A 24,592-nucleotide genomic window follows, 5' to 3' on the forward strand; every position below is an offset into this window, starting at 1 on the left:
GCCCGATTTCGATAGGATCGAAGCACCATGACCACCAAGAACCGCATCCTCTGCGCGCTCCTGGGCGCGGGCGCCGTCAGCCTGACCTTCCTGATCATCGCCTGGGTCCCCGATGCCCTGACCTGGCTGCTCGGCGTGGGCGGATCGGTGCTCTTCCTGGTGTCGCTCGCGATCCCCGGCCCCACCTACATGAAGCAGCCGCCGTGGCACTCCGTCACGATCCTCGACCGCGGGTACATGACCCCGGCCGAGGTGCACCAGATGCTCGGGATCTGGCTGCCCGCGCAGATCGAGCACCTGGAGGCGCGCGACGCGCAATGGACGGTGGCGCGGCACGTGCCGAAGTGGCGCGCGGACCACGTGGTGCAGGTCCTCGACTACCGCGGCGTCGTCGCCGAGCGGCGCTTCGAGCCGCTGTCCGCGCTGCAGTGGGTGGGCGTGCACATCTTCCCGGTGCTGCTCGGCGTGGGCCTGGCGCTCCCGCTGCTGGCGGTGATCGGCTTCGGCACGCTGGGGAGCAACTGGCTCACGGCGCTGCTCCTGTTCGCCGTGTGGGGCGCGGTGGCGATGGCGGTGCGCGGCGTCCTGGAGCGGTGGGTCATCCACCGCGTGGTCTGGGAACCGGAGCTCACCCCGGACGGCACCCGCTTCGTCGAGCGGTGACGGAAAGTATCCGTTCAGGGGCACGAGGCAGCTGGCCCCACCGGTCGCAGGATCTGGTGGAGACCGAGGGTGCCGAGCGATGGTGAGGGCCGCCGGCCAGGTTCAGTACCTGGGCGGCGGCCCTCGGGCGGTTCGGCAGACTCGGCCTGATCAGCCCAGGAGCTCGCCCAGGTCCTCGGCCAGGGCCGGGACGCCCTCCGGCCAGTCGTAGGACAGGGCGGTGGGCGGCGACACGGAGGACACGTTGACCGTCCCGACCACCTGCGCCACCATGCCGTTCTGCAGCGCGGGCAGGGCGCCGAGCTCCTTGCTGTCCGGGAGGGCCTCGGCCTGCTCCTCGGTGTACGTGTACGCCACGACGACGTCGGACTCGAGCTTGTCGAGCTCCTCGTAGGAGAGGGTGTAGAAGAAGTCCTCACCGCCCGTCGGGTCGAGCTCGTCGACGGCCGGGGCAGTGGTGAAGCCGAGCTTCTCGAGGAACCCGGCGCGAGGGTCCGACGAGTTGTACACGAAGATCTGGCCGTTCTGCGGGTCGTCCACGATCGCCGCGATGGTCTTGCCCTCGAACTCCGGGTGCTCGGCGGCGATCCCGGCCGCGTAGTCCTCGAACGCGGTGAGCACCTCCTCGCCCGCCTCGCTGCGGCCGAGGGCCTGAGCCGTCAGCGTGATGTTGTCGTCCCAGGGCGTGGTCCACGGTGCCTCGGGGTAGGCGACGACCGGCGCGATCTCCTCGAGCAGCTCGTACTGCTCCTCGGTGAGGCCGGAGTAGGTGGCGATGATCAGGTCCGGGTCGACCTCGGCGAACTGCTCGTACGGCACCTCCTCACCGGCGGCCGAGTCGTCGAGGATGACGGGCAGCTCCTCACCCGCCTCCTCGTACGCGGTCTCGACCCACGGCAGCAGCGCGTCCTCACCGACCGTCCAGACCTGCTCGGCGACCGCGACCGGGAAGACACCCGACGCGATCGCGGCCTCGGTGGAGCCCCAGCCCCACGTGGCGACGCGCGTGGGCGCCTCCTCGATCGTCGTGGTGCCGAGGGCGTGCTCGATCGTGATCGGGAACTGGTCGGCGGTCTCCTCGGCCGCGGGCGCGGCGTCGTCCTCGGGGGCCGGCGACGCGCAGCCGGCCAGGGCGAGGGCGGACGCGGCCAGCAGGCCGGCCGCTGCGGTGAGGGTGCGGCGTACTCGCACGGGTCCTCCTTGTGGTTCCGGGCCCGACGACGTCAGGCGCATGTGAGGCGAGCCTAACCTCATCTACTGGCCTATTACGTCACGTCCGCATCACGAAATTCCCCGCGCGGTGTGGCGTCTGTCGCACCGCTGCGCGTGCCGCTCGGGATCAGAAGGGCGGCGCGCCCGTGTCCGGTGTCGTCGGTGTCGGCCCATCCGCCGTCGGTGGTGCCGGCGGCGCGGCGAGGGTCATGCCGCGCGTCAGTGCGTAGCGGATGGCGGGGTCGGTGATGGTGGGCCGAACGTCCGTCCTGGCTCCGGTGGGCGCGGTCCAGCGGGTGACCCCGGTGCCGGGGTCACGGGTGACGTGCCAGCCGCCGTGCGTCTTGAGGTTGTGGTGCTTGCGGCACAAGGCGTGAAGGTTGGCCGCACGGGTCTGTCCCGGCGTGCCAGGCCTGTCGGGGTGGTCGGGGTCGAAGGGCTGGATGTGGTCCAGGTCGACCGTCGTTCTGCCGCCGGAGCGCGCGGGCCGGTGGCATCCGGGGAACGTGCAGGTCTCGTCGCGTGCGGTGACCGCGGCGCGCAGAGTGGCGCCGGGGGTGTATGCGCGGGTCGAGTAGTCGGTGAGGACGCCGGAGGCGGGATCGGTCAGAAGGCGCCGCCACGTGCCGTCCGCGGCGATGCGTGCGGCGGCATCGGCCGGGATGGGGCCGATGCCTTCCAGGTTGCCGGGCGTCAGATCGTCCGGATCCAGCAGCATGGTGGCCGGCACGGTCACGTGGACGGTGGCGGGCACGTCGACGACCCGTATCCGGGTGCCGGCCGGGTGGGCTGGGTCGGTGGTCCCCGGTTCAGGTGCAGGAGCGGTCAGGTGGATGCCCGGGGGATCCTCGGGGACCGGGACCAGGTCCGTGTCGAGCACGGGCGCCACCAGTCCGGGCAGTTCCTCGGTGGCGTCGCCCTCGTCGCTGCCGTTCTCGCCGTCGCCGTCAGGACAGGCCAGGACGACACGACCGGTGATCAGCGCCGCGAACGCCGCGGCGCGCAGTGCGCCCAGGGGGCGCGTCTCTCCGGGGGCGTCCTTGAGCGCCTTCGCTGCACCCTGGACGGTGTTGAACGCCTGGGCGGCGTCGGCGACCGGCAGGTCCGCGATGATGCGACCCACGCCGGGCCCGGCCGACTCGGCCCACACGTCGCTGCGGTCGACGACCTGACGCCGACGGGCCTTCTTCCCGTGCAGGCGTGCCGCCCAGGCATTCATCCGCTCGCTGATCCACTTCCAGGTGTGCTCGGGTGCGTCGGGAAGCAACTCGGTGATCGCCTCGCGCCGCTCCTCGGTGGTCAGATCAGCGCCCGCACGGAGGAAGGTGTCTGCCTTCCTCGCGTCGATGCGCCCCGCCGACAGGGCCCCTTCCAGATCCGGGTACAGGCCGGTCCCCTCGCCGCGCATCGCGATCCCCCATGCCTCGCCGGTCGTGACGCGCAGTTCGCCGGCGATCTCGCCGGCCACCGAGTCCCTTCCGAGCGGTCCGTCGGTGCGCGCCATGAGTTCGCGCGCCACCCGGGCCTGGCCGGCACGTGCCCAGGAGATCAGCCGCTCCCACCCCGCTACGACGCCGCGCAGCTCGCTGTCGCTCACCGTGTCCAGGTGCTCCGGAGTCCGTGTCAGATCGCGCAAGGCACCGGCGAGCGCCGCATCGGGCGCCAGCCCTGCCACGTCGCCCAGCAGCAGGTCGGCGGGGTTCACGACCTCTCCGGGGAGACCGTCGGGACCGGCGTCCCGCGCCGCGAGCTCGGCGGCGAACGTAGGATCGTTCAGCGGGTTCGTCGCCAGGATCGCGGCGAGCTCGCGGGCCGTGTGGTCCGGAGCGGGAACGGGCACTCCGAACTCGTCCACGAGCTCCGCGTCGTCGAACATCGGACCCTGCATGGGCGCACCCCCTTTCCGAACACGGGCGACGGCTGGTCCGCCGCCGATCGCTCACGTGTTCGATCCTATGGTCGTGGGGTGCTTGTCGCCACCGCGCAGCAGAATCTGTGGACAACCGTCGTGACGCGCCCTACGGCCGTGTCAGCCCGCGACGTGGAACCGTCCGCGGGGCACTACCAACGGCGTGCCGGAGACCGGGTCCGGGACGACGTCGGACGCCAGGTCGAACGCGCCGTGGACGACGTCGCTGGTCAGCACCTCGCCGGGGTCACCCTCGGCGACGATCCGCCCGGAGTTCATCACCACCAGGTGATCCGCGTACCGGGCGGCGAGGTTCAGCTCGTGGAGCACCATGGCGACCGTCGTGCCGCGCTCCCGGTTCAGGGAGGTGAGCAGGTCGAGCAGGTCGAGCTGGTGGCGCACGTCGAGGAACGTCGTCGGCTCGTCGAGCAGCACGATGCCGGTCTGCTGCGCCAGCACCATCGCGATCCAGACGCGCTGGCGCTGGCCGCCGGACAGGTCCTGGACCGGGCGGTCGGCCAGGTCCGCGACCCCCGTCGCGGCGAGCGCGGAGGCGACCACGGCGTCGTCGTCGGACGAGTGGCGCCCGAACCAGCCCTGGTGCGGGTACCGGCCGCGTGCGACGAGCTCGGCGACGCGGACGCCGTCGGGCGCGATCGACGACTGCGGCAGCATCCCGACCGACCGCGCGAGCTCGCGGCGCGACATCGCCGACACGTCGCGGTCCCCGAGCAGGACCCTCCCGCCCGACAGCGGGTGCAGGCGCGCCATGCCGCGCAGGAGCGTCGACTTGCCGCAGGCGTTGGGTCCGACGATCGCGGTGATTCTCCCCGCCGGGAGGGCCAGGTCGAGTCCGTCGATGACGGTGCGGCCGTCGTACCCGAGGACGACGCCCTCGGCGCGGAGGGTGGGACTCGCGCCGGGCGTCGGGCCGACGACGCCCACCGGCGCCAGGGCGTCCTCCGTGCGGACCTCGGCGGGTTCGGGGCGCGCGGTCACGGGCGTTCCTTTCTCTCGTTCGTGGCCAGCAGCCACAGCAGGTACGGGGCGCCGACCAGGCCGGTCACGATTCCGACGGGCGCGGCCACGCCGAACACCTGGTGGTTGCCGATGAGGTCCGCTGCCAGGACCAGCAGGGCCCCGACCGCGGTGGACGCCACCAGGGCCGGGCTGCCGTCGGACAGGAGGCGCCGGGCGATCGCCGGCGCGACCAGGGCGACGAACGCGACGGGCCCGGCGAACGACGTGGCCAGCGCCACGAGTCCGACGGCGAGCAGCAGCGTGCCCACGCGCGCCGCGTCCACGTGGACGCCGAGGGCGCGGGCGTTGTCGTCGCCGAGCGCGAGCGGGCGCTGCGTGCGGGCGACGGCCGCACCCCCCGCCATGAGCACGAGGGCGCCGCCGGCGAGGATGCCGAGGTCGTCGCCTCGGACGTCGGCCACGGAGCCCACGGTCCACAGCAGCGCGGAGGCGGCCTCGCGCTCGTCGGCCCGGGCGAGCAGCCACGTCATGAACGCCTGGCACAGGTACGCGAACCCGACGCCGACCAGCACGAACCGGATCGAGTGCAGGCCGCGGCGCCAGGCGAAGAACCAGATGGCCAGGGCGACGGCGAGCCCGCCGCCGAAGGCCGACGCCGCCACCGCGACCCCGGCGAGGCCGAACGTCAGCAGTCCGCTGACCGCGCCGAGGCTCGCCCCGGCGGCGATGCCGAGGATGTCGGGGGAGGCGAGCGGGTTGCGCAGCGTCGACTGGAACAGCGCCCCGGCCAGTCCGAACATCGCGCCGACGACGATCGCCGCGACGACACGTGGCAGGCGCAGCTGCTGGACGATGAACAGATCGCCGCCGTCGCCCGCGCCGAACGCGGCGAGCAGGGCGTTCCCGGGGGCGATGGTGGAGTCGCCGAGCATCAGGCCGAGCGTGCCGAGCACGGCCAGCGCCGCGACGCAGGTACCGAGGACGAATCCGAGGCGGCGCCGCCGGGCGGTGCGCAGGCGTCCGATGGCGTGGCGGAGGCCGTCGGTCCCGTCGTCGGCAGCGTCGCCGGTCACACCGTGGGGCGCGTTCGGCGCGGTGGGCAGGGTGTTCGTGGGGGAGGGGGTCATCGTCACACCCCCGCCAGGGAACGGCTGCGCGCGACGGCGATGAGGACGGGTGCGCCGATCGCGGCGGCGACGACACCCGCCTCCAGCTCGGAATGGGGCATGACGACGCGCCCCACGACGTCGGCGACCAGCAGCACCACCGGCCCGAGGAGGAAGGCCACGGCGGTGATCCAGCGGTAGTCCGTACCGACCAGGCGCCGGGCGGCGTGCGGGACGGCGAGGCCGATCAGCGCGATCGGGCCGACCAGGGCCGTCGCCGTGCCCGAGAGCATGACGATCGCGATCCCGGAGAGCACCCGCGTGGTGCCGACCCGCTGGCCGAGGGCGGTGGCGACGTCGTCGCCGAGCGCGAGCATGTTCATGCGGTGCGCCATCGCGGCGGTGAGGACGGCTCCGGCGACGAGGAACGGCCACAGGTCGGCCAGCGCCGCGGAGCGGACTCCGGCGAGCGACCCGACCGCCCAGGTCCGGTAGAGGTTGAACGCCGTCGAGCTCTGGATCAGCGTGATCGTGATCAGCGGTGTGAGCAGTGCGGTCACGGTCGCGCCGACCAGCGCGAGCCGCACGGGGCGGCCGGCGCCGATCGAGAACACGAGCAGGGCCGCCGCGGCGGCGCCCGCGAACGCGAACCAGATGAAGCCCAGGGGCGACGAGACGCCGAGGATGACGCTGGAGATCACGATCGCCAGGCTGGCCCCGGCGTTCAGGCCCAGCAGCCCGGGGTCCGCGATGGGGTTGCGCGTGACGCCCTGGACGAGGGTTCCGGCCAGGGCGAGGGCCGCGCCCGCCGCCATGCCGACGACGGTGCGTGGCAGGCGCTGCTCGACGACGACGCGGTGGTCCTGGTCGTCGGGGAGCGGTGCGCCGGTGGCCCAGCCGGTCAAGGCGTCCCACACGACCGCGGGGTCGATGTCGCGGACGCCGAGGGCGAGGCTCGCCAGGACGGTCGCGGCGAGGGCCGCGACCAGGCCGAGCAGGACCAGCGTCCTGCGGCGTGCTCGATCGGGGGTGCGGGTCACCTCACGGGCCGGAGCCACCGAGGGTGAGGTAAGCATTGCCTAAGTCTGGCACAGCACAGGGAGTGCTCCGACGGGCGTCTCGCACGGCGACCAGGGGCGTCCGGCGTGGACCACCGGAGGTGAGGCTCATGCCGAGGCTGACGACCATCGGTCCACGGCGAGGCCGCCGTCGGGCCAGAGCCGACCCGACGGCGGTTGTCTGCCGGAACCCGTCAGGCGTGGGGGTCGAACGGGATGCCGGACGGCTTGGCCCTGCTCAGCTCGACCGGGAACCTGCCGTCCTGCAACGGGAAGTTGGCGTCGCCCCACGACGACCTGTTCAGCGTGTCCCGCAGGTCACTCCGGAGCCTCGACCAGCTGACGAGCGCGGGCTCGTCCCAGCCGCCGTCGCCCCACGCCTCCGCCTGCTCGCCCTGCTTGGCGAAACGCATGACGTGGGTGCTGATGCCGTCCTTGTGATAGACGGCCTTGACGCGGGGGCCGACCTTCTCCGAGATGTCGCTCCACCGCTTGGTCTCGTACTGGCCGTGGCGGGACACCGACACGTAGGAGGGCGTTCCCGAACCCTCCGGTACCCAGACGACGACACCCTCCCAGTCGTGTCGGTGCGACGTGGCGGTGCAGCCGTCGCAGCTCATGTCCTTCTCGAAGTACAGGGAGTAGGCGATCGCGCACCAGCCGTTGTTGCACGTGGCTCTCGAGTACGTGTTGGCCTTGCCGAGGTGGCCGCTACGGCACTCGCCGGTGACCGGCCCGGTGTCCTTGAGGCCGCCGTTGAGCCGGCCGGCGTCGTCGATGGCCGCGACGGGCAGGCAGCCGTCGCCGTCGTAGTCGAAGTACGGCTGGAACGTCCGCTGGAACGAGGTGTGGTTCGGGGGCAGCGGATCCAGCACGGCGGCCGAGGCGACGTTCGGCAGGCTGAGGATCAGGGCGATCGCGCCGGCCAGGGCCACGAGGGCCCTGACCGCGCGGGGTGACGTTCTCGACTTCACGGCAGCAGACATAGGCGCTGGTTCTCCGATTCGCTCACGCGGTGTGCCGGGGCATTTCTTGCCAGGCGTGCCGACATTTGCAGTCGACGGCGTCGTGCGAGTTACCGGAAGGCGGCCATCTGGTGCCGGCGCGATGACGCCGCCGGATCAGACGCCCGGCAGGTGGCCCGCCAGGTAGGTGACGAGCTGGTCGATCGCGATGCGCTCCTGCTCCATGGAGTCGCGGTGGCGCACCGTGACCGCCTGGTCCTCGAGCGTGTCGAAGTCGACGGTGACGGCCAGCGGGGTGCCGATCTCGTCCTGGCGGCGGTAGCGCTTGCCGATCGCCTGCGTCACGTCGTAGTCGATGTTCCAGTACCGGCGCAGCTCGTCGGCGATCTTCTCGGCCGTGGGGAGCAGCTCCGCGGACTTGGACAGCGGCAGCACCGCGACCTTGACCGGCGCCAGGCGTGGGTCGAGCCGCAGCACGGTGCGCTTGTCGACCCCGCCCTTGGTGTTCGGCGCCTCGTCCTCGTCGTACGCCTCGACGAGGAAGGCCATGAGCGACCGGGTCAGACCCGCGGCGGGCTCGATGACGTACGGGTAGTACTTCTCGTTCGTCGCCGGGTCGCGGTACTGCAGGTCCTTGCCCGAGTGCTCCGCGTGGGTCTTCAGGTCGAAGTCCGTGCGGTTCGCGATGCCCTCGAGCTCGCCCCACTCGCTGCCGGTGAAGCCGAACCGGTACTCGATGTCGACCGTGCGCGTCGAGTAGTGGGACAGCTTGTCCTTGGGGTGCTCGTAGTGGCGGAGGTTCTCACGCGAGATGCCCAGGTCCGTGTACCAGTCGGTGCGGTAGTCGATCCAGTACTGGTGCCAGGTCTCGTCCTCGCCGGGCGTGACGAAGAACTCCATCTCCATCTGCTCGAACTCGCGCGTGCGGAAGATGAAGTTCCCGGGCGTGATCTCGTTGCGGAACGACTTGCCGATCTGGCCGATGCCGAACGGGGGCCTCATCCGGGCGGACTGCGCGACGTTGGCGAAGTTCACGAAGATGCCCTGCGCGGTCTCGGGCCGCAGGTAGTGCAGGCCGGACTCGTCCTCGACCGGACCGAGGTACGTCTTCAGCATCATGTTGAAGTCGCGCGGCTCGGTCCACCGGCCGCGGGTGCCGCAACTGGGGCAGGCGATCTCGGCGAGGCCGCCCTCCGGGGCGCGGCCCTTCTTCTCCTCGAACTCCTCGATCATGTGGTCCTCGCGGAACCGCTTGTGACAGTTCAGGCACTCCGTCAGCGGGTCGTTGAAGGCGCCGACGTGGCCGGAGGCCACCCACACGGGGCGGGGCAGGATGACCGCCGAGTCCAGGCCCACGACGTCGCTCCGGCTGGTCACCATCGAGCGCCACCACTGGCGCTTGATGTTGTCCTTGAGCTCCACGCCGAGCGGCCCGTAGTCCCACGCCGATCGCGTTCCGCCGTAGATCTCCGCCGACTGGAAGACGAAACCTCGCTTCTTGGCGAGCGAGATGACGGCGTCGAGTTTGGCGGTCTGCGCGGAGCGCGATGACTTGTCGGACACGGGGGTATCTCTCCAGGTGGAATTGGTCGCCGCGGAGCGGCTGGAATGACGGGCTCCAGCCTACCCGCCACGGGCCTCCGGCCCCCGGCGTATTCCACAGGGGGTACCCTCCGGCCGGCGGAGTTTGACTTCCGTTCTGACCAAGCGTGAGAATCGTTCTCATGAATCGCCGACTCCTCGCCGTGCCCGTCGCCCTGGCGGCGACGTCCCTCCTCGCCACCGGATGCTCCGCCGCGGGCAGTTCCGGGGACTCCGGGTCCGACGGCGTGACGGTGCTCGCCTCCTTCTACCCGCTCCAGTACGCCGCGCAGCAGGTCGGCGGCGATCTCGTGACGGTGGACAACCTCACGCCGCCGGCGGCCGAGCCGCACGACCTCGAGCTCGCGCCGGCTCAGGCGCGCGAGATCGGCGAGGCCGATCTCGTCGTGTACCTGTCCGGCATGCAGCCCGCCGTCGACGAGGGTGTCGAGACGCGGGCGCCGGAGCACGTCGTCGACGCCGCCGCGTTCGCGGACCTGACCCCCGCCGAGGAGGACGGCCACGCGGAGGACGAGCACACCGAGGACGAGCACGCGGACGACGAGCACGCCGAGGACGAGCACGACCACGGCGCCACCGACCCGCACTTCTGGCTCGACCCCAGCAGGATGGCCGCGCTCGGCCAGGCCGTGGCCGACGAGCTCTCCGTCGTCGACCCCGAGCACGCGGACGAGTACGCCGCCGGGGCCCTGCAGCTCGGCCGGCAGATGGAGGAGCTCGACCAGGAGTTCGCCGACGGGCTCGCCACGTGCGAGGGCGCGACGCTCGTGACCAGCCACGCCGCGTTCGGCTACCTGGCCGAGCGGTACTCGCTGCACCAGGAGGCCCTCTCGTCCTTCGACCCGGAGACGGAGCCGTCGCCTGCGCGCCTGCGCGAGGTGGGCGACATCGTCCGCGAGACCGGCGTGACCACCATCTACAGCGAGACCCTCGTGAGCCCGAAGGTCGCCGAGACCCTCGCCGACGACCTCGGCGTCGAGACCGCCACGCTCGACCCGCTGGAGGGCCTGAGCGAGGAGGCCCTCGCCGCCGGGAACGACTACGTGAGCGTCATGCGCGACAACCTGGCCGCCCTCGAACAAGGGCTGGTGTGCGAGTGACCGAACGCTCCACCGAGCCCTCCACCCGACCCGAGCCGGTCATCGAGGTCGAGCGCCTGCACGTGCACGCCGGCGCCAGCCACATCCTGCGCGGCATCGACCTGACGGTCCGGAAGGGTGAGGCCGTCGCCCTGCTCGGCGCCAACGGCTCCGGCAAGTCGACGCTCGTCAGGGCGCTCGTCGGCACCGTCGCGCCGTCGCACGGGACGGTCCGGCTGCTGGGCGCCGGGCTCGACGCCGACCGCGTGCCGTGGGAGCGGATCGGCTACGTGCCGCAGCGCGCCGGGGCCCGGACGGGCGTCCCGTCGACGGCCGCCGAGGTCGTGGCGTCGGGCCTGCTCAGCGGGCGGCGCTGGTGGCTCCCGCGCGGCTGGCGCGCCCGCGTGCGCACGGCGCTGGACGAGGTCGGCCTTGCCGACCGCGCCTCGTCCGCCATGCACGTGCTGTCCGGCGGGCAGCAGCAGCGCGTGCTCATCGCGCGCGCCCTGGTGCGCGACCCCGACGTGCTCGTCCTCGACGAACCCGTCGCCGGTGTCGACCGGCCGAGCCAGGAGGCGTTCGCCGCCAGCGTGCGGCGCCTCGTCGGGCGTGGCGTCACCGTGCTCGTCGTCCTGCACGAGCTCGGCGAGCTCACCGAGCTCGTGACCCGCGCCGTCGTGCTCCGTCACGGCCGTGTCGTGCACGACGGCGCCCCGCCGCGCCCTCGCGCCGCCCACGACGCGGTGAGCCACCGCCACGTGCACCCGCACGACGACGAGGCCCGCCGGCCCGCCCCGCTCACCCAGAACCCCGTCAACGGCAGCACCGAGGAGGTGGCGTCGTGAACCTGCTCACCGAGCTCGGCTGGATGCTGACCGACCCGTTCATGCAGCGCGCCCTCCTGGCCGCGCTCCTCGTCGGCGCCAGCGCGCCCGTCGTCGGCACCTACCTGGTGCAGCGCCGCCTGTCCCTGCTCGGTGACGGCATCGGGCACATCGCCCTCACCGGCGTCGCCCTCGGCTGGCTCATCGGAGCGGCGCTCGGCGTCGCGCCCGAAGCGTTCGCGGTGCCCGGGGCGGTGGTCGCCGCCGTCGCCGGCGCCCTCGCGATCGAACTGGTACGACGGCGGGGACGCACCTCCGGGGACCTCGCGCTCGCCATCATGTTCTACGGCGGCATCGCCGGCGGCGTCCTCCTGATCGGGATCGCCGGCGGGTCGAACGGGAATCTCATGCAGTACCTGTTCGGCTCGATCTCGACCGTGTCGGGGAGCGACCTGGTGCTCACCGTGGTGCTGTCCGCCCTGATCCTCGTCGTGGGAATCGGCTTGCGTGCCGCGCTGTTCTCCGTGAGCCACGACGAGGAGTTCGCCGTCGCCTCCGGGCTGCCGGTGTGGCTGCTCAACGCGATGGTGGCCGTGGTCTCGGCGCTCACCGTGACCGTGGCGATGCGGGTGGTGGGCCTGCTCCTGGTCAGCGCGCTGATGATCGTGCCTGTCGCCGTGGCCCAGCAGCTCACGCACTCGTTCGCGCGGACCATGGGGACCGCCAGCGTCGTCGGCGTCGTCGTCTGCGTGACCGGCCTGACTATCACCTACTTCCAGGACGTGTCACCCGGGGCGACGATCGTGGTGCTCGCGATCGCGGTCTACGCTGTGGCTGCCGCCGTGCGCCCGCTCGTCGCCCGGCGCGGTCCCGCCGCGGACCCTCACCCCGACCTGCCCGACGACGTCGAGCTGCCGCCGGGGCCACGAGCGCGAACCGACCAGGAGGTGTGTACGTGATGACGACTCGTATGACCCGGCAGCGGGCCGCCGTCGCCGAGGCGCTCGACGAGCAGGACGAGTTCCGCTCCGCCCAGCAACTGCACGAGGTGCTGCGGGCCCGGGGCGACTCGGTGGGCCTCGCCACGGTGTACCGGACGCTGCAGACGTTCGCCGACGCCCACGAGGTGGATCAGCTGCGCAACGCCGACGGCGAGGTGCTGTACCGGCGCTGCGAGCGCGTGGAGCACCACCACCACCTGGTGTGCCGGTCGTGCCGCCGCACCATCGAGATCGACGGGCCGACGGTCGAGGCGTGGGCCGCCAAGGTCGGCGCCGCGCACGACTTCACCGACATCGACCACACGATCGAACTGTGGGGGACGTGCAAGGACTGCCGCGGCTGACCCTTCGCGGGGTGGCGCCGGGCGTCCGCGGGCCGTGCGCCGTCGTCCGCGGGGATCGGCCGCCGGGCGCCGGAAGATCGCTCCGTGAACCGGCGTTGCCGTCGAGGATGAGGATCGGCGAAGCCTCCAGGATCAGCGGCGCGAGCGCGAGGTCGTTGCGGCACTACGAGGACGAGGGCCTGATCGTCCCCGGGAGATGCGGCAACGGGTTCCGCGACTACTGCCGGTCCACGATCGAGCGCGTGCTCGTCATCCGCTCGCTGCTGGAGTCCGGGCTGCCCGTGCGGCTGATCCGGGAGCTCCTGCCGGACGCGGCGGAGGGGTCCGACGTCGGCACCGGCGCGGTCGGTGCGGAGTTCCTTCGCGAGGTGGAGGGCTATCGCGACCGCCTCGCGGCACGCATCGCCGTCCTCCGCGAGCAGCAGGCCGCCCTCGACGCGTACCTGCGACAGGCTCGTCGGGCCGAGACCGTCCGGAGAGGTCTCCCGGCCGGCCCCGACCACGCCCGTGTGGCCGGTGGGAGCGCAACGATCGACCACGACGGCACGGTCGCGCGCAGGCGCGACAGGGATCCGGACGGTGCGTGATGGCCGTACTTGACCTTGACGCAAGTGTCAGGCTTCTACGTTCCCTCCATGGAGATCAACGAGCGGGTGCACCCACCTCGGCGGATGCGGGCGCTGGTCCAGCGGTCACACCGGGGGCCGGAGGATCTGACCCTCACGACCGATCGGCCCCGGCCCACGCCGGGGCCCGGCGAGTACCTGGTCCGCGTCGGCGCCGCCGGGATCAACTTCGCCGACGTCATGCGGTCGCGGGGCACGTACGACGGCGGCCCGCGGGCGCCCTATGTCGCAGGTTTCGAGGCCGCGGGCGAGATCGTGGGCCACGGCCCGGACGTCGTCGATCCGCTCCCGCTCGGCACGCACGTCGTCGGCACTGGCCTCGGCGCCTTCGCCCAGTACATGACCATGCCGGTCGCGGAGGCGTTCCCCGTGCCTTCCGGCTGGACCGACGCCGAGGCCCTCGGCCTGGTCCTGAACTGGGCGACCGCCCTGGCGGCACTGAAGCCGCTGGGCGAGACGAAGGCAGGTGACGTGGTGCTCGTCCACGCCGCGGCCGGGGGCGTCGGACAGGCCGCGGTCCGCCTCGCCCGCCACTTCGGCGCACGCGTGATCGCCACGGCGGCCCCCGCCAAGCACGACACCGTCCGGGCGCTCGGCGCCGCCGAGGTACTGGACCGGTCGCGCCCCGACCTGGCCGCGGAGATCGTGCGCCTGAGCGGTGGCGTCGACCTGGTCCTGGAGTCCGTGGGACGGGCCACGTTCGACGTCAGCCTGTCGGTCACCAAGCCCTTCACCGGCCGCGTCGTCGTGTTCGGCGCCGCGTCCGGCGATGCCCACCTCAGCACGCACGACCTGGTCTTCACCCACCCGGTCCAGGTCAAGGGCCTGCACATCGGTGCGCTGGCGGCCGCGGTCCCGTCCGTCCACAGATCACTGCTGGTCGAGCTGGAGGCGCTCATCGCCCAGGGCGTCTACCCGCCCGGCACTCCGCGGGTCCATCCCCTCGCCGAGGGGCGGACGGTGCTGGAGCGCCTCGAAGCAGGGCAGACCGAGGGCAAGCAGGCCCTCGACCCCTGGCGCTGAGGGGTCCACCGCCGCGCCGGCTCCTCGGTCCGCCGACCGGTCCGGTGACCTGTGCCCTGTCCGGTGTCGACGACATGCCCGGAGGGGTTGTGGATCAGTATCTTGATCTGACAAGGTACTGACGTGGAAATGGACAGCAAGCTCGCGGCCCTGCGGCGCGGCATGCTTGAGCCGCTTGTGCTGGCCTCGATCGAGTTCCGGCGGCGCTACACCGCTGAGATCGCCGCGGCGCTGCGAGAGGTGGGCTTCCCCGTTCAGGAGGGGACGCTCTACCCGTTGCTGAACAAACTCCGGCGGGACGGACTCGTGGCGCACGAGTGGCAGGAGTCGCCGGCAGGTCCTCCGCGCAAGTACCTCACTCTCACCACCTCTGGCCGAGCGCAGCTCGCGGAGTTCCGCGACTACTGGGGCGCGCTCACCGGCATGATCGAGACGATCGGACGCTGACATGGAATCGACGAAGCACATGAGGTTGACCGGGCACGCCGATGCCTTCGCGGTCACGCATGCTGCCCACGAACGCCTGCTGCGATACCTCGCGGAGGCGCGCACGGCGCTGACCGCGGATCCCGACGGGGACGAGACGATCCGCGATCTCGAAGCGACACTCGGCGACCGCCTGCGTGCCGTCCTCGAATCGAGCGGAGGCCCGGTCGACGACACGCAGATGGCCCGAGTGCTCGTCGAGACGGGCCCCGTGCAGAGCCATCACCCGGTCGGCGATCCGTCGCCCGGCCGGCCGCTCCGGGGGCCGTTCTGGTGCCGCATCGAGGAGGGCAAGTGGTTCGGCGGCATCTGCGTCGGCATCGCGGCCCGTGGCGAGTTCCGGCTCGACTGGGTCCGCACCGTCGTGGTCCTCCTCATGCTGGTCACGGCAGGTTTCATCGGACTCGTCTACCTCGCACTCCTCCTGCTCCTTCCCCGCGTGGAGACCGTCGAGGAGTACCGGCGGCTGCGTGACACCCCACGATCGGCCACCTGAGCCGCCGAGATGCCACCGGCGATCTGCGCCTACGGCTGGGCGTCGCGGAGCCCGAGGTGGTTCAGGAGCTCGGGGATGCGCGAGGCCAGGGCGGTGAAGACGAGGCGGTCGTCCACACGGTCGTAGCGGTGCGCGATGAGGTTGCGCATGCGGGAGATGCCGACCCAGTCGACACCGTCGTGGGCGGCCTTGTACGCGTCGGGGAGCTTCTCCACGACCGTGGCGACCTGGATCACGATGTGGCGGCCGTTGTTGCGGAGCACCCGCCCCTCGGGCGAGGCATCGAGGTAGGCATCGAGTCCCCGAGCGACGGTGTAGGCGGCGTCGTCACCGAACGCGGACAGGTCTTCGAGCCGGCGCTCGATGCGCAGCCTGTCGGAGGCTGTCAGGTCGTCGTTCACAGCGGAACCGCTTCGCGGCGCGCCTGCTCGGCCACGCGGCTGTCGGCGCGCGCGTCGATCACGTCGACGGGGAAGGTCAGGAGCTCGGTGAGGTCCTCTTCGAGGGCGAGGAGGTCGACGATGTCGTAGTCGTCGGTGAAGGCGACCATGAGATCGATGTCGGATCGAGCGTCGTCCTCATGGCGTGCCACGGAGCCGAACACGACCGGCGCGGGGAGGCCGACTTCCGCGAACCGGGCCACCACCTCGTCGTGCAACGCCTTGAGCGCGGTCGACGGCTTCGTTTCGAGCGCGGCGTCGAGCGCTTCGCGTGTGGCGGGGGACGGCGTCCTCGCGCCGGTCTCGATCGCCGCGATCAGCGGTTGCCGAACGCCCGAGCGACGCTCGAGATCCCGCTGAGACAGTCCGAGGATCTGGCGACGTCGGCGAACACGGCTCGCGTAGGTCATGGGGTCGATGATAACTCAGCGTGTTATCACCGGTCCGGACGGTGAGCCCTCCCGGTCAGGTCGAGTCCCGCTTCACCAGTGACGTCGGCAGCATGATCCCCGCGGGTTCCTCGCCCTCCATCACCTCGAGCAGCAGCCGCACCATCTCCGAGCTGATCCGGCCGAACGGCTGCCGCATCGTCGTCAGGGCGGGGTGCATGGCCGCCGCGACGCCGGAGTCGTCGAACCCGCCGACGGCGACGTCGTCGGGCACGCGGCGGCCCTCGGCCTGGAGGGTCGCGAGTGCCCCGGCGGCCATGAGGTCGGAGGCGACGAAGACGGCGTCGAGGTCCGGCCGCCGCCGCAGAAGCTCGGCCATCGCGAGGCGGCCCGACTCCCGCGAGTAGTCCCCGGTGGCGACCAGCGTCTCGTCGTACAGGTCGCCGAGCGCCTCCCGGTAGCCCTCGAGGCGCAGCGTCCCGCCCGACGTGTCGAGCGGCCCGGTGATCATGGCGATCCGGGTGCGCCCACGCTCCAGCAGGTGACGCGCCATCGTGACGGCGCCGAGCTTGTCGTCGGCGGCGACGTACCCGACGCGGCCCTCGTACCCGAGCGGGACACCGCAGGCGACGACGGGCACGTCGTGCGCCAGCAGGTCGGCGAGCACCGGGTTGTCCCGGTGGGAGGAGATGAGCAGCACGCCGTCGACGTGCCCGGCGGCCACGTACCGCGTGATCTGCCGCCACTCGGACGGCGTCCCGGCCACCATGAGCAGCAGCGGGATCTCCCGGCCGGAGAGCTCCTCGGCGACCCCGCGCAGCAGGACGGAGAAGTTCGGGTCCTCGAACAGCAGGTGCTGCGGCTCGGTGAGGAGGAACGCGATGGAGTTCGACCGGGACGTGGCCAGCGAGCGCGCGTGCTGGTTGGCCACGTACCCGGTCGAGGCGATGGCGGCCTCGACGGCGGCGCGGGCCTCGGGGGAGACCAGCTTGCCGCCGTTGAGCACGCGCGACACGGTGCCGCGGGACACGCCCGCGGCGGCCGCGACGTCGCGGATCGTGGGCCGCCGGTTCCTGGTGCTCACGCCTTGACGGCCCCGGCTGCCAGGTCGACCTGCCAGAAGCGCTGCAGCAGCAGGAACAGGGCCACCAGCGGCACGATGGACAGCAGCGCGCCGGTGACGACGAGCGTGTACATCGCGGGCTGGGACGCGGTCTGGCCGAGCAGGCCGGAGAGGCCCACGGTGAGGGGGAAGAGTCTGTCGTCGCCGAGCATGATGTAGGGAAGCATAAAGTTGTTCCAGATGGCGACAAACTGGAACAGGAAGATCGTCACCAGCCCGGGCGTCATCATGGGCATCGCGACCTGCACGAACGTGCGCAGTTCCCCGGCGCCGTCGGTGCGGGCGGCCTCGACGATCTCGTCCGGGACCGCCGCCGCGGCGTAGATGCGCGCGAGGTAGATGCCGTACGGGCTGATGATGCTCGGCAGGAGCACGGACCAGTAGGTGTTGGTCAGTCCCACCTGCGCCAGCAGCAGGTACTGCGGGATCGCCAGGATGACGCCGGGTACGAGCACGCCGGCGAGCAGCACGTTGAACACGGCGGTCTTGCCGCGGAACGAGTACTTCGCCAGCGCGTAGCCGGCCATCGCGGAGACGACGGCGGACAGCGCGGCCGCGACGCCCGCGTAGAGGGCCGTGTTGAGCATCCACCGCCAGAAGAGTCCCTGGCGGTAGGCGGACAGCTCGGCGATGTTGTCGAACAGGTGGAGCGACGGGACGAACGTCAGCGTCGAGAACAGCTCGGCCGAGCTCTTGGACGCCGCGAACACCACCCATACGACGGGAAGCAGGCAGTACACCGCGCCGATCAGCAGGATCGCGGTCGCGGTGGCGCTGGGCCGGTCGCGCGCGGGCCCGGCGGGAGCCCGGGGGACGACGACGTCCGGGCGTGCGGTCACTGCGGTCATCGTTCCTCCTGGCCGAAGGCCCGGGACTGCACCAGGCGCAGGAACCCGAACGAGAGCACGAACGTCGCCACCGCGATGACCACGGACGTCGCGGCGGCCGAGTAGAGGTCGCCGCGCGTGAAGGCGTCCCGGTACACCTTCATCAGCGGGGTCCACGTGGTGGAGATCGCGTTGGACAGCGGCCGCAGGGTGGTCGGCTCGGCGAACACCTGCAGCGTCGCGATCATCGAGAACACGAAGGTCATGATGATCGCCGGCAGCACGATCGGGATCTTGATGCGCCAGGCGATGCCGATCTGCGACGCGCCGTCGAGCTCGGCGGCCTCGTACAGCTCGGACGGGACCGACTTGAGCGCCGTGTAGAGCACCACCATGTTGAACCCGATGCCGCCCCAGATCGCGATGTTGGCGACGGCGAAGATGACCAGGTTCGGCCCGAACAGCGAGGGCACCGACCAGCCGAGGCGATCGAACACCCAGTAGAACGGGCTGACCGCCGGCAGGTAGAGGAAGCCCCACAGCAGCGACGAGATCACGGCCGGTACGGCGTAGGGCAGGAAGATCGTGATGCGGCCGAACCGGCGGGCCCGGGTCCGCCGCGCGTCGAGCAGCAGCGCGAACAGCAGCGCCGAGCCGAGCATGACGGGCACCACGATCAGGCCGTACAGCCCGATGCGGCCGACGGAGGCGAGGAACTCCGTGTCGGCGACGGCGGACACGTAGTTCGCCACGCCGTTCCACACCTCCTGGCGGGAGCCGGAGCCGAGGCCGAGCCCGCTCACCTTCTCGGTGCGGAAGCTGAGGTACACGGAGTACCCGATCGGCGCCGCGAGGAACAGCGTGAACAGCACGATGGCCGGGGAGAGGAACGCCCAGGGGGCGATGTGACGGCCGCGCCGCGTGGCGCCGCCGTGTCGTGCTCGCGTGCCCGAAGGCGGCGCGAGGGCGTGGGCCGACGCCGGCCGGCGGGCATCCGTGGCCCGCCGGCGCGGCGTGTCCTGCGTGATCGGTTCGGGCATACGTCACTCCGCGACGTCGAAGCCGGAGTTCACCAGGTCGTCGACCGTGATCTGCTGCATCGCCTCGACGGCGGCGACGAAGGCGTCGGCCGACCTCGCCTCGGTGGCCTTGGCGAACTCGTCGTTGTAGGCGCTGTAGGCCACGTTGATGTTCGGCCCGTAGGTGAAGGGCTGCGTGGTCTGCGCGGTCTGGGCCGCGATCTCGTAGAAGTCCTCCTGGTTCGAGAAGAACTCCGGCGGCTCGGCCAGGGCGTCCTCGGAGCCGGCGACGTCGGCGGGGTAGAGGCTCGACACGTCCACGAGGGCCTGCACCGCGACCGGGTCGGTGTTCAGCCACTCGATGAACCGCGCCGCCTGCTCCGGGTGCTCGGACTGGGTCGTGACCGCCGTCGCGGATCCGCCCCACGTGCCGGTCGCCTCCGCGGATTCGTCCCACTGCGGCATCGGCGCCATCTCCCACTTGCCGGCCGTGTCGGGGGCGTTGCTGTTCAGCACGCCGGGCGCCCAGATCGCGGACAGCCAGCCCACCTGGGTGCCGTCGTTCAGGCCCTGGTTCCACTCGGGGGTGTACATGGGCTTGTTGTCGATGACGCCCTCCTCGACGAGCCCGCCCCAGTACTCGGCCACCTGCCTGACCTCCGGGCTGTCGATGTTCACCGACCAGGACTCGCCCTCGATCCCGTACCAGGACGCGCCGGCCTGCTGGGTGAGGCCGACGAACCACCCGGCGTCGTTCGCCGAGAACGTGCCGAGGTACTTGTCCGGGTCCTTCTCGTGCAGCTCCCTGGCGACCTCGGCGTACTCCTCCCAGGTGGTCGGGACCTCGAGGTCGTACTTCTCGAAGATGTCGGCGCGGTAGTAGAACTGCATCGGCCCGGAGTCCTGCGGTACCGCGTACACGGCGTCGGACCCGAGCGTCACGGCGTTCCACACGCCGTCGGCGAAGTGGCCGGGAGTCTCCTCGCTCAGCAGCCCGGAGATGTCGGCAACGGCGTCGTTGGAGACGAGCTGCGGGATCTTCTGGTACTCGGCCTGCATGATGTCGGGCGCGCCGGAGCCCGCCTCGATCGCGGTGAGCAGTTTGGTGACGGCCGGGTCACCGCCGTCCTGCTCGTTCACCACCACCTGGATGTCGGGGTTCTCGGCGTTCCAGATGTCGACGACCTCCCCGAGCCCCGCCCACGTCCAGAACGTGAGCTCGACGGGGCCCGTCGGCTCCGAGCCGTCGTCGGGGCTGCCGGAGCATCCGGCGGCGAGCAGGGCGGTGGCGGCGAGAACCGCGCCGGCCTTGGTGCCTGAAGTCAGGCGCATGGGTGTCCTCCTCATCAAGGACCATCGCGTGGGGCGCCCGGGACTCCCCGGCCGCGTCACGACAGTGTGAGTCTCCGTGCACGATGGTGTGCACGGTCACAGTAGCGATGGCACGGCGCACAGCGCAAACACCCAGTTGGAACTCACTGGCTTGCCACGACAGCGCTTCATGGTGTGGACTTGCCCCACGAAATGCTGGGACCGCGCACAGCATCTGCCGGGGACCGGACCAGTGAGACCACGCCCACGCCGTCGTGATCGAGGAGTACCCATGCCCGCAAGCACCCCACCGGTCGGACCTGCCTTCACGGGCTGGCTGCCCGGAGTCGACAGCCTCTGCTACGGGGGCGACTACAACCCCGAGCAGTGGCCTGAGGAGGTCTGGGAGGAGGACGCCCGCCTCATGCGCGAGGCCGGCGTGAACCTCGTCAGCATCGGCATCTTCAGCTGGGCGCTCCTGGAGCCGCGCGAGGGGGAGTTCGACTTCACGTTCCTGGACCGCGTCATCGAGCTGCTGCACGCGAACGGCATCCGGGTCGACCTCGGTACACCCACCGCCGCGCCCCCGGCCTGGTTCTACGCCACCTACCCGGAGGCGCGCGTCGTCACGCGGGACGGCGTGCCGCTGGGGCCCGGCTCGCGCGGCATGGTCTCACCGAGCTCTCCCGAGTACCGCCGGGCCTCCGTCCGGATCGCCACGGAGCTGGCCAAGCGCTACGGCAGGCACCCCGCGCTGGCGCTGTGGCACGTCCACAACGAGTACGGCGCGCCCGTCGCCGACGACTACTCCGTGCACGCCCGGCGCGCCTGGCGCGAGTGGCTGCAGGGGCGGTACGGCACCCTCGACGCGCTGAACGCCGCGTGGGGCACCGCCTTCTGGGGCCAGGTCTACGGGGACTGGGAGCACGTCCAGGTCCCCGCGGCGTCGGCGTCGGCGGTCAACCCCGCGCAGCGGCTGGACTTCGCGCGGTTCACCGACTCCGCGCTGCTCGCCTGCTTCACCGCCGAGCGGGACGCGATCCGCGAGCACTCCGACGTGCCGGTCACCACCAACTTCATGGCCACCGAATGCCTCTCCACCGACCTGTTCCGGTGGGCGCGCGAGGTGGACATCGTCGCCAACGACCACTACCTCACCGCGGCCGACCCCCGCGGCGAGGTCGGCCTCGCGCTGGCCGCCGACCTCACCCGGTCCGTCGCCGGCGGCAAGCCGTGGCTGCTGCTGGAGCACTCGACGTCGGCGGTCAACTGGCAGCCGCGCAACGTGGCCAAGCGTCCGGGAGAGATGGCCCGCAACTCGCTCTCCCACCTGGGCCGCGGCGCCGACTCCATCATGTTCTTCCAGTGGCGCGCCTCCCGCTCCGGCGCGGAGAAGTTCCACTCGGCGATGCTGCCGCACGCCGGGACGGGCAGCCGCGTGTGGCGCGAGGTGGTCGAACTCGGGCAGCACCTCGGCAAGCTCGGCGAACTGCGCGGGACCCGGGTGCGGGCCGACGTCGCGCTCCTGTGGGACTACGAGTCCTTCTGGGCCCAGGACCTCGACTGGCGTCCCAGCGAAGCGGTCAGCCACCGCGAGCGCGTCAACGCGTTCTACGACCGCCTCTGGCGTGACGGCCACACCGTGGACCTCGCCCGGCCCGAGCAGGACCTCAGCGGCTACCAGCTGGTCGTCGCCCCGGCGTCGTACCTGCTCACCGCCGACGGCGCCGCCAACCTCACGCGGTACGTCGAGGGCGGGGGAACACTCCTGGTCTCGTACTTCTCCGGGATCGTCGACGAGCACGACGCCGTGCACCCGGGCGGCTTCCTCGCCCCGCTGCGGGACGCGCTCGGCGTGACCGTCGAGGAGTTCCTGCCGCTGCGCGCCGGCGAGAGCCTGACCGTCAGGTACGACGGCGGCCGCGGGCGGGCGGGCGCCGAGCTCACCGGGACCGTGTGGGCCGACGACCTGACCCTTGCCGGGGCTCAGGTCGTCGGCACCTACGCCGACGGGCCCAAGCCGGGCGGCGCCGCCGTCACCCGGCACCGGCACGGGACGGGTACCGGCTGGTACGTCTCCACGAACTTCGACGTCGAGACGTTGTCGGCCCTCATGGCCGACGTGTACGCCGACGCCGGGCTGCCGTCGTCGGGCGTCCCCGAGGACCTGGAGGTGATCCGCCGGCACGGCGACGACGCCGAGTACGTGATCGCGATCAACCACGGCGAGGACGCCAAGCTCCCGCTCGACGGCCCGGCCACGGACCTGCTGACCGGGGACGAGACGTCCGGAGGCGGCATGGTCGTCCCGGCCGGCGCGGTGCGAGTGCTGCGCCGCCACGGATAGCCGCTGAGTGGTTGGTGGGTTGCAGTGCAGGTGCTTGCCCGCACGGCGCGGGGAGCGAGCAACGTCAAGGAGGACGTATGCGGAAGAGACGAGTACTGATCCCGGCGGTGGCACTCGCCGTCGCCATGCCCGCGGCGCTCGCGGGCGGGGCCGCGGCGACGCCGGCGGAGCGCCCGCCGCGGGCCGACGCCGTCGCACGGAACGCGATCCAGCTGGTCAACCCCGGGTTCGAGGACGGGCTGACCGGCTGGCGGGTGTCGTCACCCACCGGTGACGCCGCCGCAGCGAAGACGGAGGCCGGCGGCGCGTCGTCGGACATGCGGCTCACGCACTGGGCCGGCCGCGACTACTCCGTGACCACGAGCCAGCGGGTGACCGGCGTGCCGACCGGCTGGTGGACCGCCAGCGCGATGGTGAAGTCGGGCGGGGACCTCGACGCGACGGAGCTCTGGCTCTGGTGCGGCGACGGCCGGGCCGAGGCGGGCTCGACCGTCGCGGCGGTGACGGAGCAGGACGACGCGTGGGTGCGGATCGCCGTCTCGGCGTTCTCGACGGGCGGCAACTGCACGGTGTCCGTCGCCACGAACGGCGGCGCGGGCGCGTGGGCGAACGTCGACGACGTCACCCTGGAGCGCGGGCGGGCCACGCGGGACATCCGCGGTGGTGACCTGTCGAGCCTCGCGAAGAACGAGGACTCCGGGGCCGTGTACCGCGACACCGACGGCTCGGTGGCGGACCCCGTCGACCTGCTGGCGGACCGGGGCATGAACCTGGCGCGGTTGAAGGTCTGGGTCGACCCGGCCGACGGCTACAACACGGGCGCCCGCGTGGCCGCCGCCGCGGCCCGGGCGGAGGCCGCGGGGATGGACGTCATGATCGACTTCCACTACTCCGACCGCTGGGCCGATCCCGGCGCCCAGGGGACACCCGCCGCCTGGGAGGGCGCCCCACCGGCCGAGATGGCCGGCCTGCTCGCGGAGCACACGCGCGACGTCCTGACCACGGTGCGCGACGCCGGCGCGACGGTCGACTACGTCCAGCTCGGCAACGAGATCAATCCCGGCATGATGTGGCCGCACGGCCAGACCTGGGACGTCGATCCGGACGACGGCGTCTCCGCGCCGCAGTGGGACAACCTCGCGGCGTTCCTCACCGCCGGGCACGATGCCACCAGGGAGGTGTTCCCCCAGGCGCGGACCCTCCTGCACCTGACGAACATCAACCGGGGGATCGACTCGCTGACCTGGTGGTTCGACGAGGTCACGGCGCGGGGTGTGCCGTTCGACCTGATCGGCCTGAGCTACTACGGCTACTGGCACGGGTCGTTCGCGGACCTGCAGGAGGCGGTGTCGACGCTCTCGGACCGGTACGACAGGGACGTGATCGTGGTGGAGGTCGCGTACCCCTTCACGCTGGACGACGACGCGCCCGCGGCGGGGAACATCATCGACCAGCCGAGCGAGCTCGTGGCCGGGTATCCGGCCACGGAGGCGGGCCAGGCGGCATGGTTCCGCGCGGTCCAGGACGTCGTCGCCTCCGCCCCGGGCGGGCGCGGCCTCGGCGTCGTGTACTGGGAGCCGGCGTGGACCGCCGTCGACGGCGGCGGCTGGGACCCGGCGGACCCGACGTCGGGCAACGCCTGGGAGAACCAGGCGATGTTCGGCTTCGACGACCGCCTGCTCCCGCTGGTGGCGGCAGAGCTGGCCCCGGACCCGACCCGCTGAGCCACCCCTGGCGTGGTCGGTCGGATGTCGGGTGGTC

General features: G+C 71.9%; 24 protein-coding genes. 11 read left to right on the top strand and 13 right to left on the bottom strand.

What is annotated here, in order from left to right:
• Positions 1 to 27: 27 nt before the first annotated feature.
• Positions 28 to 663 carry a hypothetical protein gene (locus IIE03_RS19165; protein ID WP_192864357.1) on the top strand — a complete coding sequence of 212 codons (636 nt, stop codon included), beginning with the start codon at positions 28 to 30 and terminating at the stop codon, positions 661 to 663.
• Between the two features lie 150 nt (positions 664 to 813).
• Here IIE03_RS19165 and IIE03_RS19170 read toward each other — a convergent pair whose 3' ends face one another.
• From IIE03_RS19170 to IIE03_RS19200, 7 genes are all read right to left on the bottom strand, one after another.
• Positions 814 to 1,854 carry an iron-siderophore ABC transporter substrate-binding protein gene (locus IIE03_RS19170; protein WP_192864358.1) on the bottom strand — a complete coding sequence of 347 codons (1,041 nt, stop codon included), beginning with the start codon at positions 1,852 to 1,854 and terminating at the stop codon, positions 814 to 816.
• Positions 1,855 to 2,002: 148 nt separating this feature from the next.
• Entirely contained in the window at positions 2,003 to 3,763 is a 1,761-nt protein-coding gene (locus tag IIE03_RS19175; RefSeq protein ID WP_192864359.1) for an HNH endonuclease signature motif containing protein, read from the bottom strand.
• Positions 3,764 to 3,904: 141 nt separating this feature from the next.
• Complete coding sequence (locus IIE03_RS19180) at positions 3,905 to 4,729, bottom strand: ABC transporter ATP-binding protein (RefSeq protein ID WP_192864395.1); 825 nt, start codon at positions 4,727 to 4,729, stop codon at positions 3,905 to 3,907.
• 50 nt (positions 4,730 to 4,779) lie between these two features.
• Positions 4,780 to 5,892 carry a FecCD family ABC transporter permease gene (locus tag IIE03_RS19185; RefSeq protein ID WP_192864360.1) on the bottom strand — a complete coding sequence of 371 codons (1,113 nt, stop codon included), beginning with the start codon at positions 5,890 to 5,892 and terminating at the stop codon, positions 4,780 to 4,782.
• A gap of 2 nt (positions 5,893 to 5,894) precedes the next feature.
• Positions 5,895 to 6,947: a FecCD family ABC transporter permease gene (locus tag IIE03_RS19190; protein ID WP_192864361.1), complete on the bottom strand. Its 1,053-nt coding sequence runs from the start codon at positions 6,945 to 6,947 to the stop codon at positions 5,895 to 5,897.
• A 176-nt stretch (positions 6,948 to 7,123) separates the two neighbouring features.
• Positions 7,124 to 7,903 carry an NPP1 family protein gene (locus tag IIE03_RS19195; RefSeq protein WP_318843069.1) on the bottom strand — a complete coding sequence of 260 codons (780 nt, stop codon included), beginning with the start codon at positions 7,901 to 7,903 and terminating at the stop codon, positions 7,124 to 7,126.
• Positions 7,904 to 8,050: 147 nt separating this feature from the next.
• On the bottom strand, positions 8,051 to 9,457 hold the full coding sequence (locus IIE03_RS19200) for a glycine--tRNA ligase (protein WP_192864363.1): 1,407 nt from the start codon (positions 9,455 to 9,457) through the stop codon (positions 8,051 to 8,053).
• A gap of 161 nt (positions 9,458 to 9,618) precedes the next feature.
• On the opposite strand from IIE03_RS19200, the gene IIE03_RS19205 reads away from it, so the two are divergent.
• The 8 genes from IIE03_RS19205 to IIE03_RS19240 all read left to right on the top strand — a co-directional run bounded on the left by IIE03_RS19205 (position 9,619) and on the right by IIE03_RS19240 (position 15,375).
• Positions 9,619 to 10,596: a metal ABC transporter substrate-binding protein gene (locus tag IIE03_RS19205; RefSeq protein ID WP_192864364.1), complete on the top strand. Its 978-nt coding sequence runs from the start codon at positions 9,619 to 9,621 to the stop codon at positions 10,594 to 10,596.
• Positions 10,593 to 11,420, top strand: a complete 828-nt coding sequence (locus IIE03_RS19210; RefSeq protein ID WP_318843070.1) for a metal ABC transporter ATP-binding protein — start codon at positions 10,593 to 10,595, stop codon at positions 11,418 to 11,420. Before IIE03_RS19205 ends, IIE03_RS19210 begins: the two co-directional genes overlap by 4 nt.
• 23 nt (positions 11,421 to 11,443) lie before the next feature.
• Positions 11,444 to 12,358: a metal ABC transporter permease gene (locus IIE03_RS19215; RefSeq protein WP_192864396.1), complete on the top strand. Its 915-nt coding sequence runs from the start codon at positions 11,444 to 11,446 to the stop codon at positions 12,356 to 12,358.
• Positions 12,358 to 12,744: a Fur family transcriptional regulator gene (locus IIE03_RS19220; protein WP_192864366.1), complete on the top strand. Its 387-nt coding sequence runs from the start codon at positions 12,358 to 12,360 to the stop codon at positions 12,742 to 12,744. The genes IIE03_RS19215 and IIE03_RS19220 overlap by 1 nt, the downstream gene beginning before the upstream one ends.
• Positions 12,745 to 12,851: 107 nt before the next feature.
• Positions 12,852 to 13,331, top strand: a complete 480-nt coding sequence (locus IIE03_RS19225; RefSeq protein WP_192864367.1) for a MerR family transcriptional regulator — start codon at positions 12,852 to 12,854, stop codon at positions 13,329 to 13,331.
• Positions 13,332 to 13,379: 48 nt separating this feature from the next.
• Complete coding sequence (locus tag IIE03_RS19230) at positions 13,380 to 14,393, top strand: zinc-binding dehydrogenase (protein ID WP_192864368.1); 1,014 nt, start codon at positions 13,380 to 13,382, stop codon at positions 14,391 to 14,393.
• A gap of 129 nt (positions 14,394 to 14,522) precedes the next feature.
• The gene (locus tag IIE03_RS19235; protein WP_192864397.1) at positions 14,523 to 14,840 is read left to right on the top strand and encodes a PadR family transcriptional regulator; all 318 of its coding nucleotides are present in this window, start codon (positions 14,523 to 14,525) and stop codon (positions 14,838 to 14,840) included.
• Between the two features lies 1 nt (position 14,841).
• Positions 14,842 to 15,375: a PspC domain-containing protein gene (locus IIE03_RS19240; RefSeq protein ID WP_192864369.1), complete on the top strand. Its 534-nt coding sequence runs from the start codon at positions 14,842 to 14,844 to the stop codon at positions 15,373 to 15,375.
• A 29-nt stretch (positions 15,376 to 15,404) separates the two neighbouring features.
• Here IIE03_RS19240 and IIE03_RS19245 read toward each other — a convergent pair whose 3' ends face one another.
• The 6 genes from IIE03_RS19245 to IIE03_RS19270 are packed head-to-tail and all read right to left on the bottom strand — an operon-like array spanning position 15,405 to position 20,505.
• Positions 15,405 to 15,776, bottom strand: coding sequence for a HepT-like ribonuclease domain-containing protein (locus tag IIE03_RS19245; protein ID WP_318843071.1), 372 nt, complete (start codon positions 15,774 to 15,776; stop codon positions 15,405 to 15,407).
• Complete coding sequence (locus tag IIE03_RS19250; RefSeq protein WP_192864370.1) at positions 15,773 to 16,225, bottom strand: XRE family transcriptional regulator; 453 nt, start codon at positions 16,223 to 16,225, stop codon at positions 15,773 to 15,775. Before IIE03_RS19250 ends, IIE03_RS19245 begins: the two co-directional genes overlap by 4 nt.
• Before the next feature lie 55 nt (positions 16,226 to 16,280).
• Positions 16,281 to 17,288: a LacI family DNA-binding transcriptional regulator gene (locus IIE03_RS19255; protein ID WP_192864371.1), complete on the bottom strand. Its 1,008-nt coding sequence runs from the start codon at positions 17,286 to 17,288 to the stop codon at positions 16,281 to 16,283.
• Positions 17,285 to 18,175, bottom strand: coding sequence for a carbohydrate ABC transporter permease (locus IIE03_RS19260; protein ID WP_192864372.1), 891 nt, complete (start codon positions 18,173 to 18,175; stop codon positions 17,285 to 17,287). The genes IIE03_RS19255 and IIE03_RS19260 overlap by 4 nt, the downstream gene beginning before the upstream one ends.
• Complete coding sequence (locus IIE03_RS19265; protein WP_192864373.1) at positions 18,172 to 19,194, bottom strand: carbohydrate ABC transporter permease; 1,023 nt, start codon at positions 19,192 to 19,194, stop codon at positions 18,172 to 18,174. Before IIE03_RS19265 ends, IIE03_RS19260 begins: the two co-directional genes overlap by 4 nt.
• A gap of 3 nt (positions 19,195 to 19,197) precedes the next feature.
• Entirely contained in the window at positions 19,198 to 20,505 is a 1,308-nt protein-coding gene (locus IIE03_RS19270; RefSeq protein ID WP_192864374.1) for an ABC transporter substrate-binding protein, read from the bottom strand.
• A gap of 271 nt (positions 20,506 to 20,776) precedes the next feature.
• On the opposite strand from IIE03_RS19270, the gene IIE03_RS19275 reads away from it, so the two are divergent.
• Positions 20,777 to 22,831 carry a beta-galactosidase gene (locus IIE03_RS19275; RefSeq protein WP_192864375.1) on the top strand — a complete coding sequence of 685 codons (2,055 nt, stop codon included), beginning with the start codon at positions 20,777 to 20,779 and terminating at the stop codon, positions 22,829 to 22,831.
• 77 nt (positions 22,832 to 22,908) lie between these two features.
• Entirely contained in the window at positions 22,909 to 24,555 is a 1,647-nt protein-coding gene (locus IIE03_RS19280; protein WP_225997982.1) for a glycoside hydrolase family 53 protein, read from the top strand.
• The last annotated feature ends 37 nt before the right edge of the window (positions 24,556 to 24,592 follow it).

This window comes from Myceligenerans pegani (genome assembly GCF_014892515.1).
GTDB lineage: Bacteria > Actinomycetota > Actinomycetes > Actinomycetales > Cellulomonadaceae > Myceligenerans > Myceligenerans pegani.

Bases quoted from the DNA above. Each gene is read 5' to 3' on its own strand.
- IIE03_RS19220 (WP_192864366.1), top strand. From the start codon at position 12,358: ATGACGACTCGTATGACCCGGCAGCGGGCCGCCGTCGCCGAGGCGCTC.
- IIE03_RS19225 (WP_192864367.1), top strand. From the start codon at position 12,852: ATGAGGATCGGCGAAGCCTCCAGGATCAGCGGCGCGAGCGCGAGGTCG.
- IIE03_RS19190 (WP_192864361.1), bottom strand. From the start codon at position 6,947: ATGCTTACCTCACCCTCGGTGGCTCCGGCCCGTGAGGTGACCCGCACC.
- IIE03_RS19260 (WP_192864372.1), bottom strand. From the start codon at position 18,175: ATGACCGCAGTGACCGCACGCCCGGACGTCGTCGTCCCCCGGGCTCCC.
- IIE03_RS19265 (WP_192864373.1), bottom strand. From the start codon at position 19,194: ATGCCCGAACCGATCACGCAGGACACGCCGCGCCGGCGGGCCACGGAT.
- IIE03_RS19240 (WP_192864369.1), top strand. From the start codon at position 14,842: ATGGAATCGACGAAGCACATGAGGTTGACCGGGCACGCCGATGCCTTC.
- IIE03_RS19165 (WP_192864357.1), top strand. From the start codon at position 28: ATGACCACCAAGAACCGCATCCTCTGCGCGCTCCTGGGCGCGGGCGCC.
- IIE03_RS19205 (WP_192864364.1), top strand. From the start codon at position 9,619: ATGAATCGCCGACTCCTCGCCGTGCCCGTCGCCCTGGCGGCGACGTCC.
- IIE03_RS19270 (WP_192864374.1), bottom strand. From the start codon at position 20,505: ATGCGCCTGACTTCAGGCACCAAGGCCGGCGCGGTTCTCGCCGCCACC.
- IIE03_RS19215 (WP_192864396.1), top strand. From the start codon at position 11,444: ATGCTGACCGACCCGTTCATGCAGCGCGCCCTCCTGGCCGCGCTCCTC.
- IIE03_RS19280 (WP_225997982.1), top strand. From the start codon at position 22,909: ATGCGGAAGAGACGAGTACTGATCCCGGCGGTGGCACTCGCCGTCGCC.
- IIE03_RS19235 (WP_192864397.1), top strand. From the start codon at position 14,523: ATGGACAGCAAGCTCGCGGCCCTGCGGCGCGGCATGCTTGAGCCGCTT.
- IIE03_RS19175 (WP_192864359.1), bottom strand. From the start codon at position 3,763: ATGCAGGGTCCGATGTTCGACGACGCGGAGCTCGTGGACGAGTTCGGA.
- IIE03_RS19185 (WP_192864360.1), bottom strand. From the start codon at position 5,892: ATGACCCCCTCCCCCACGAACACCCTGCCCACCGCGCCGAACGCGCCC.
- IIE03_RS19230 (WP_192864368.1), top strand. From the start codon at position 13,380: ATGGAGATCAACGAGCGGGTGCACCCACCTCGGCGGATGCGGGCGCTG.
- IIE03_RS19250 (WP_192864370.1), bottom strand. From the start codon at position 16,225: ATGACCTACGCGAGCCGTGTTCGCCGACGTCGCCAGATCCTCGGACTG.
- IIE03_RS19275 (WP_192864375.1), top strand. From the start codon at position 20,777: ATGCCCGCAAGCACCCCACCGGTCGGACCTGCCTTCACGGGCTGGCTG.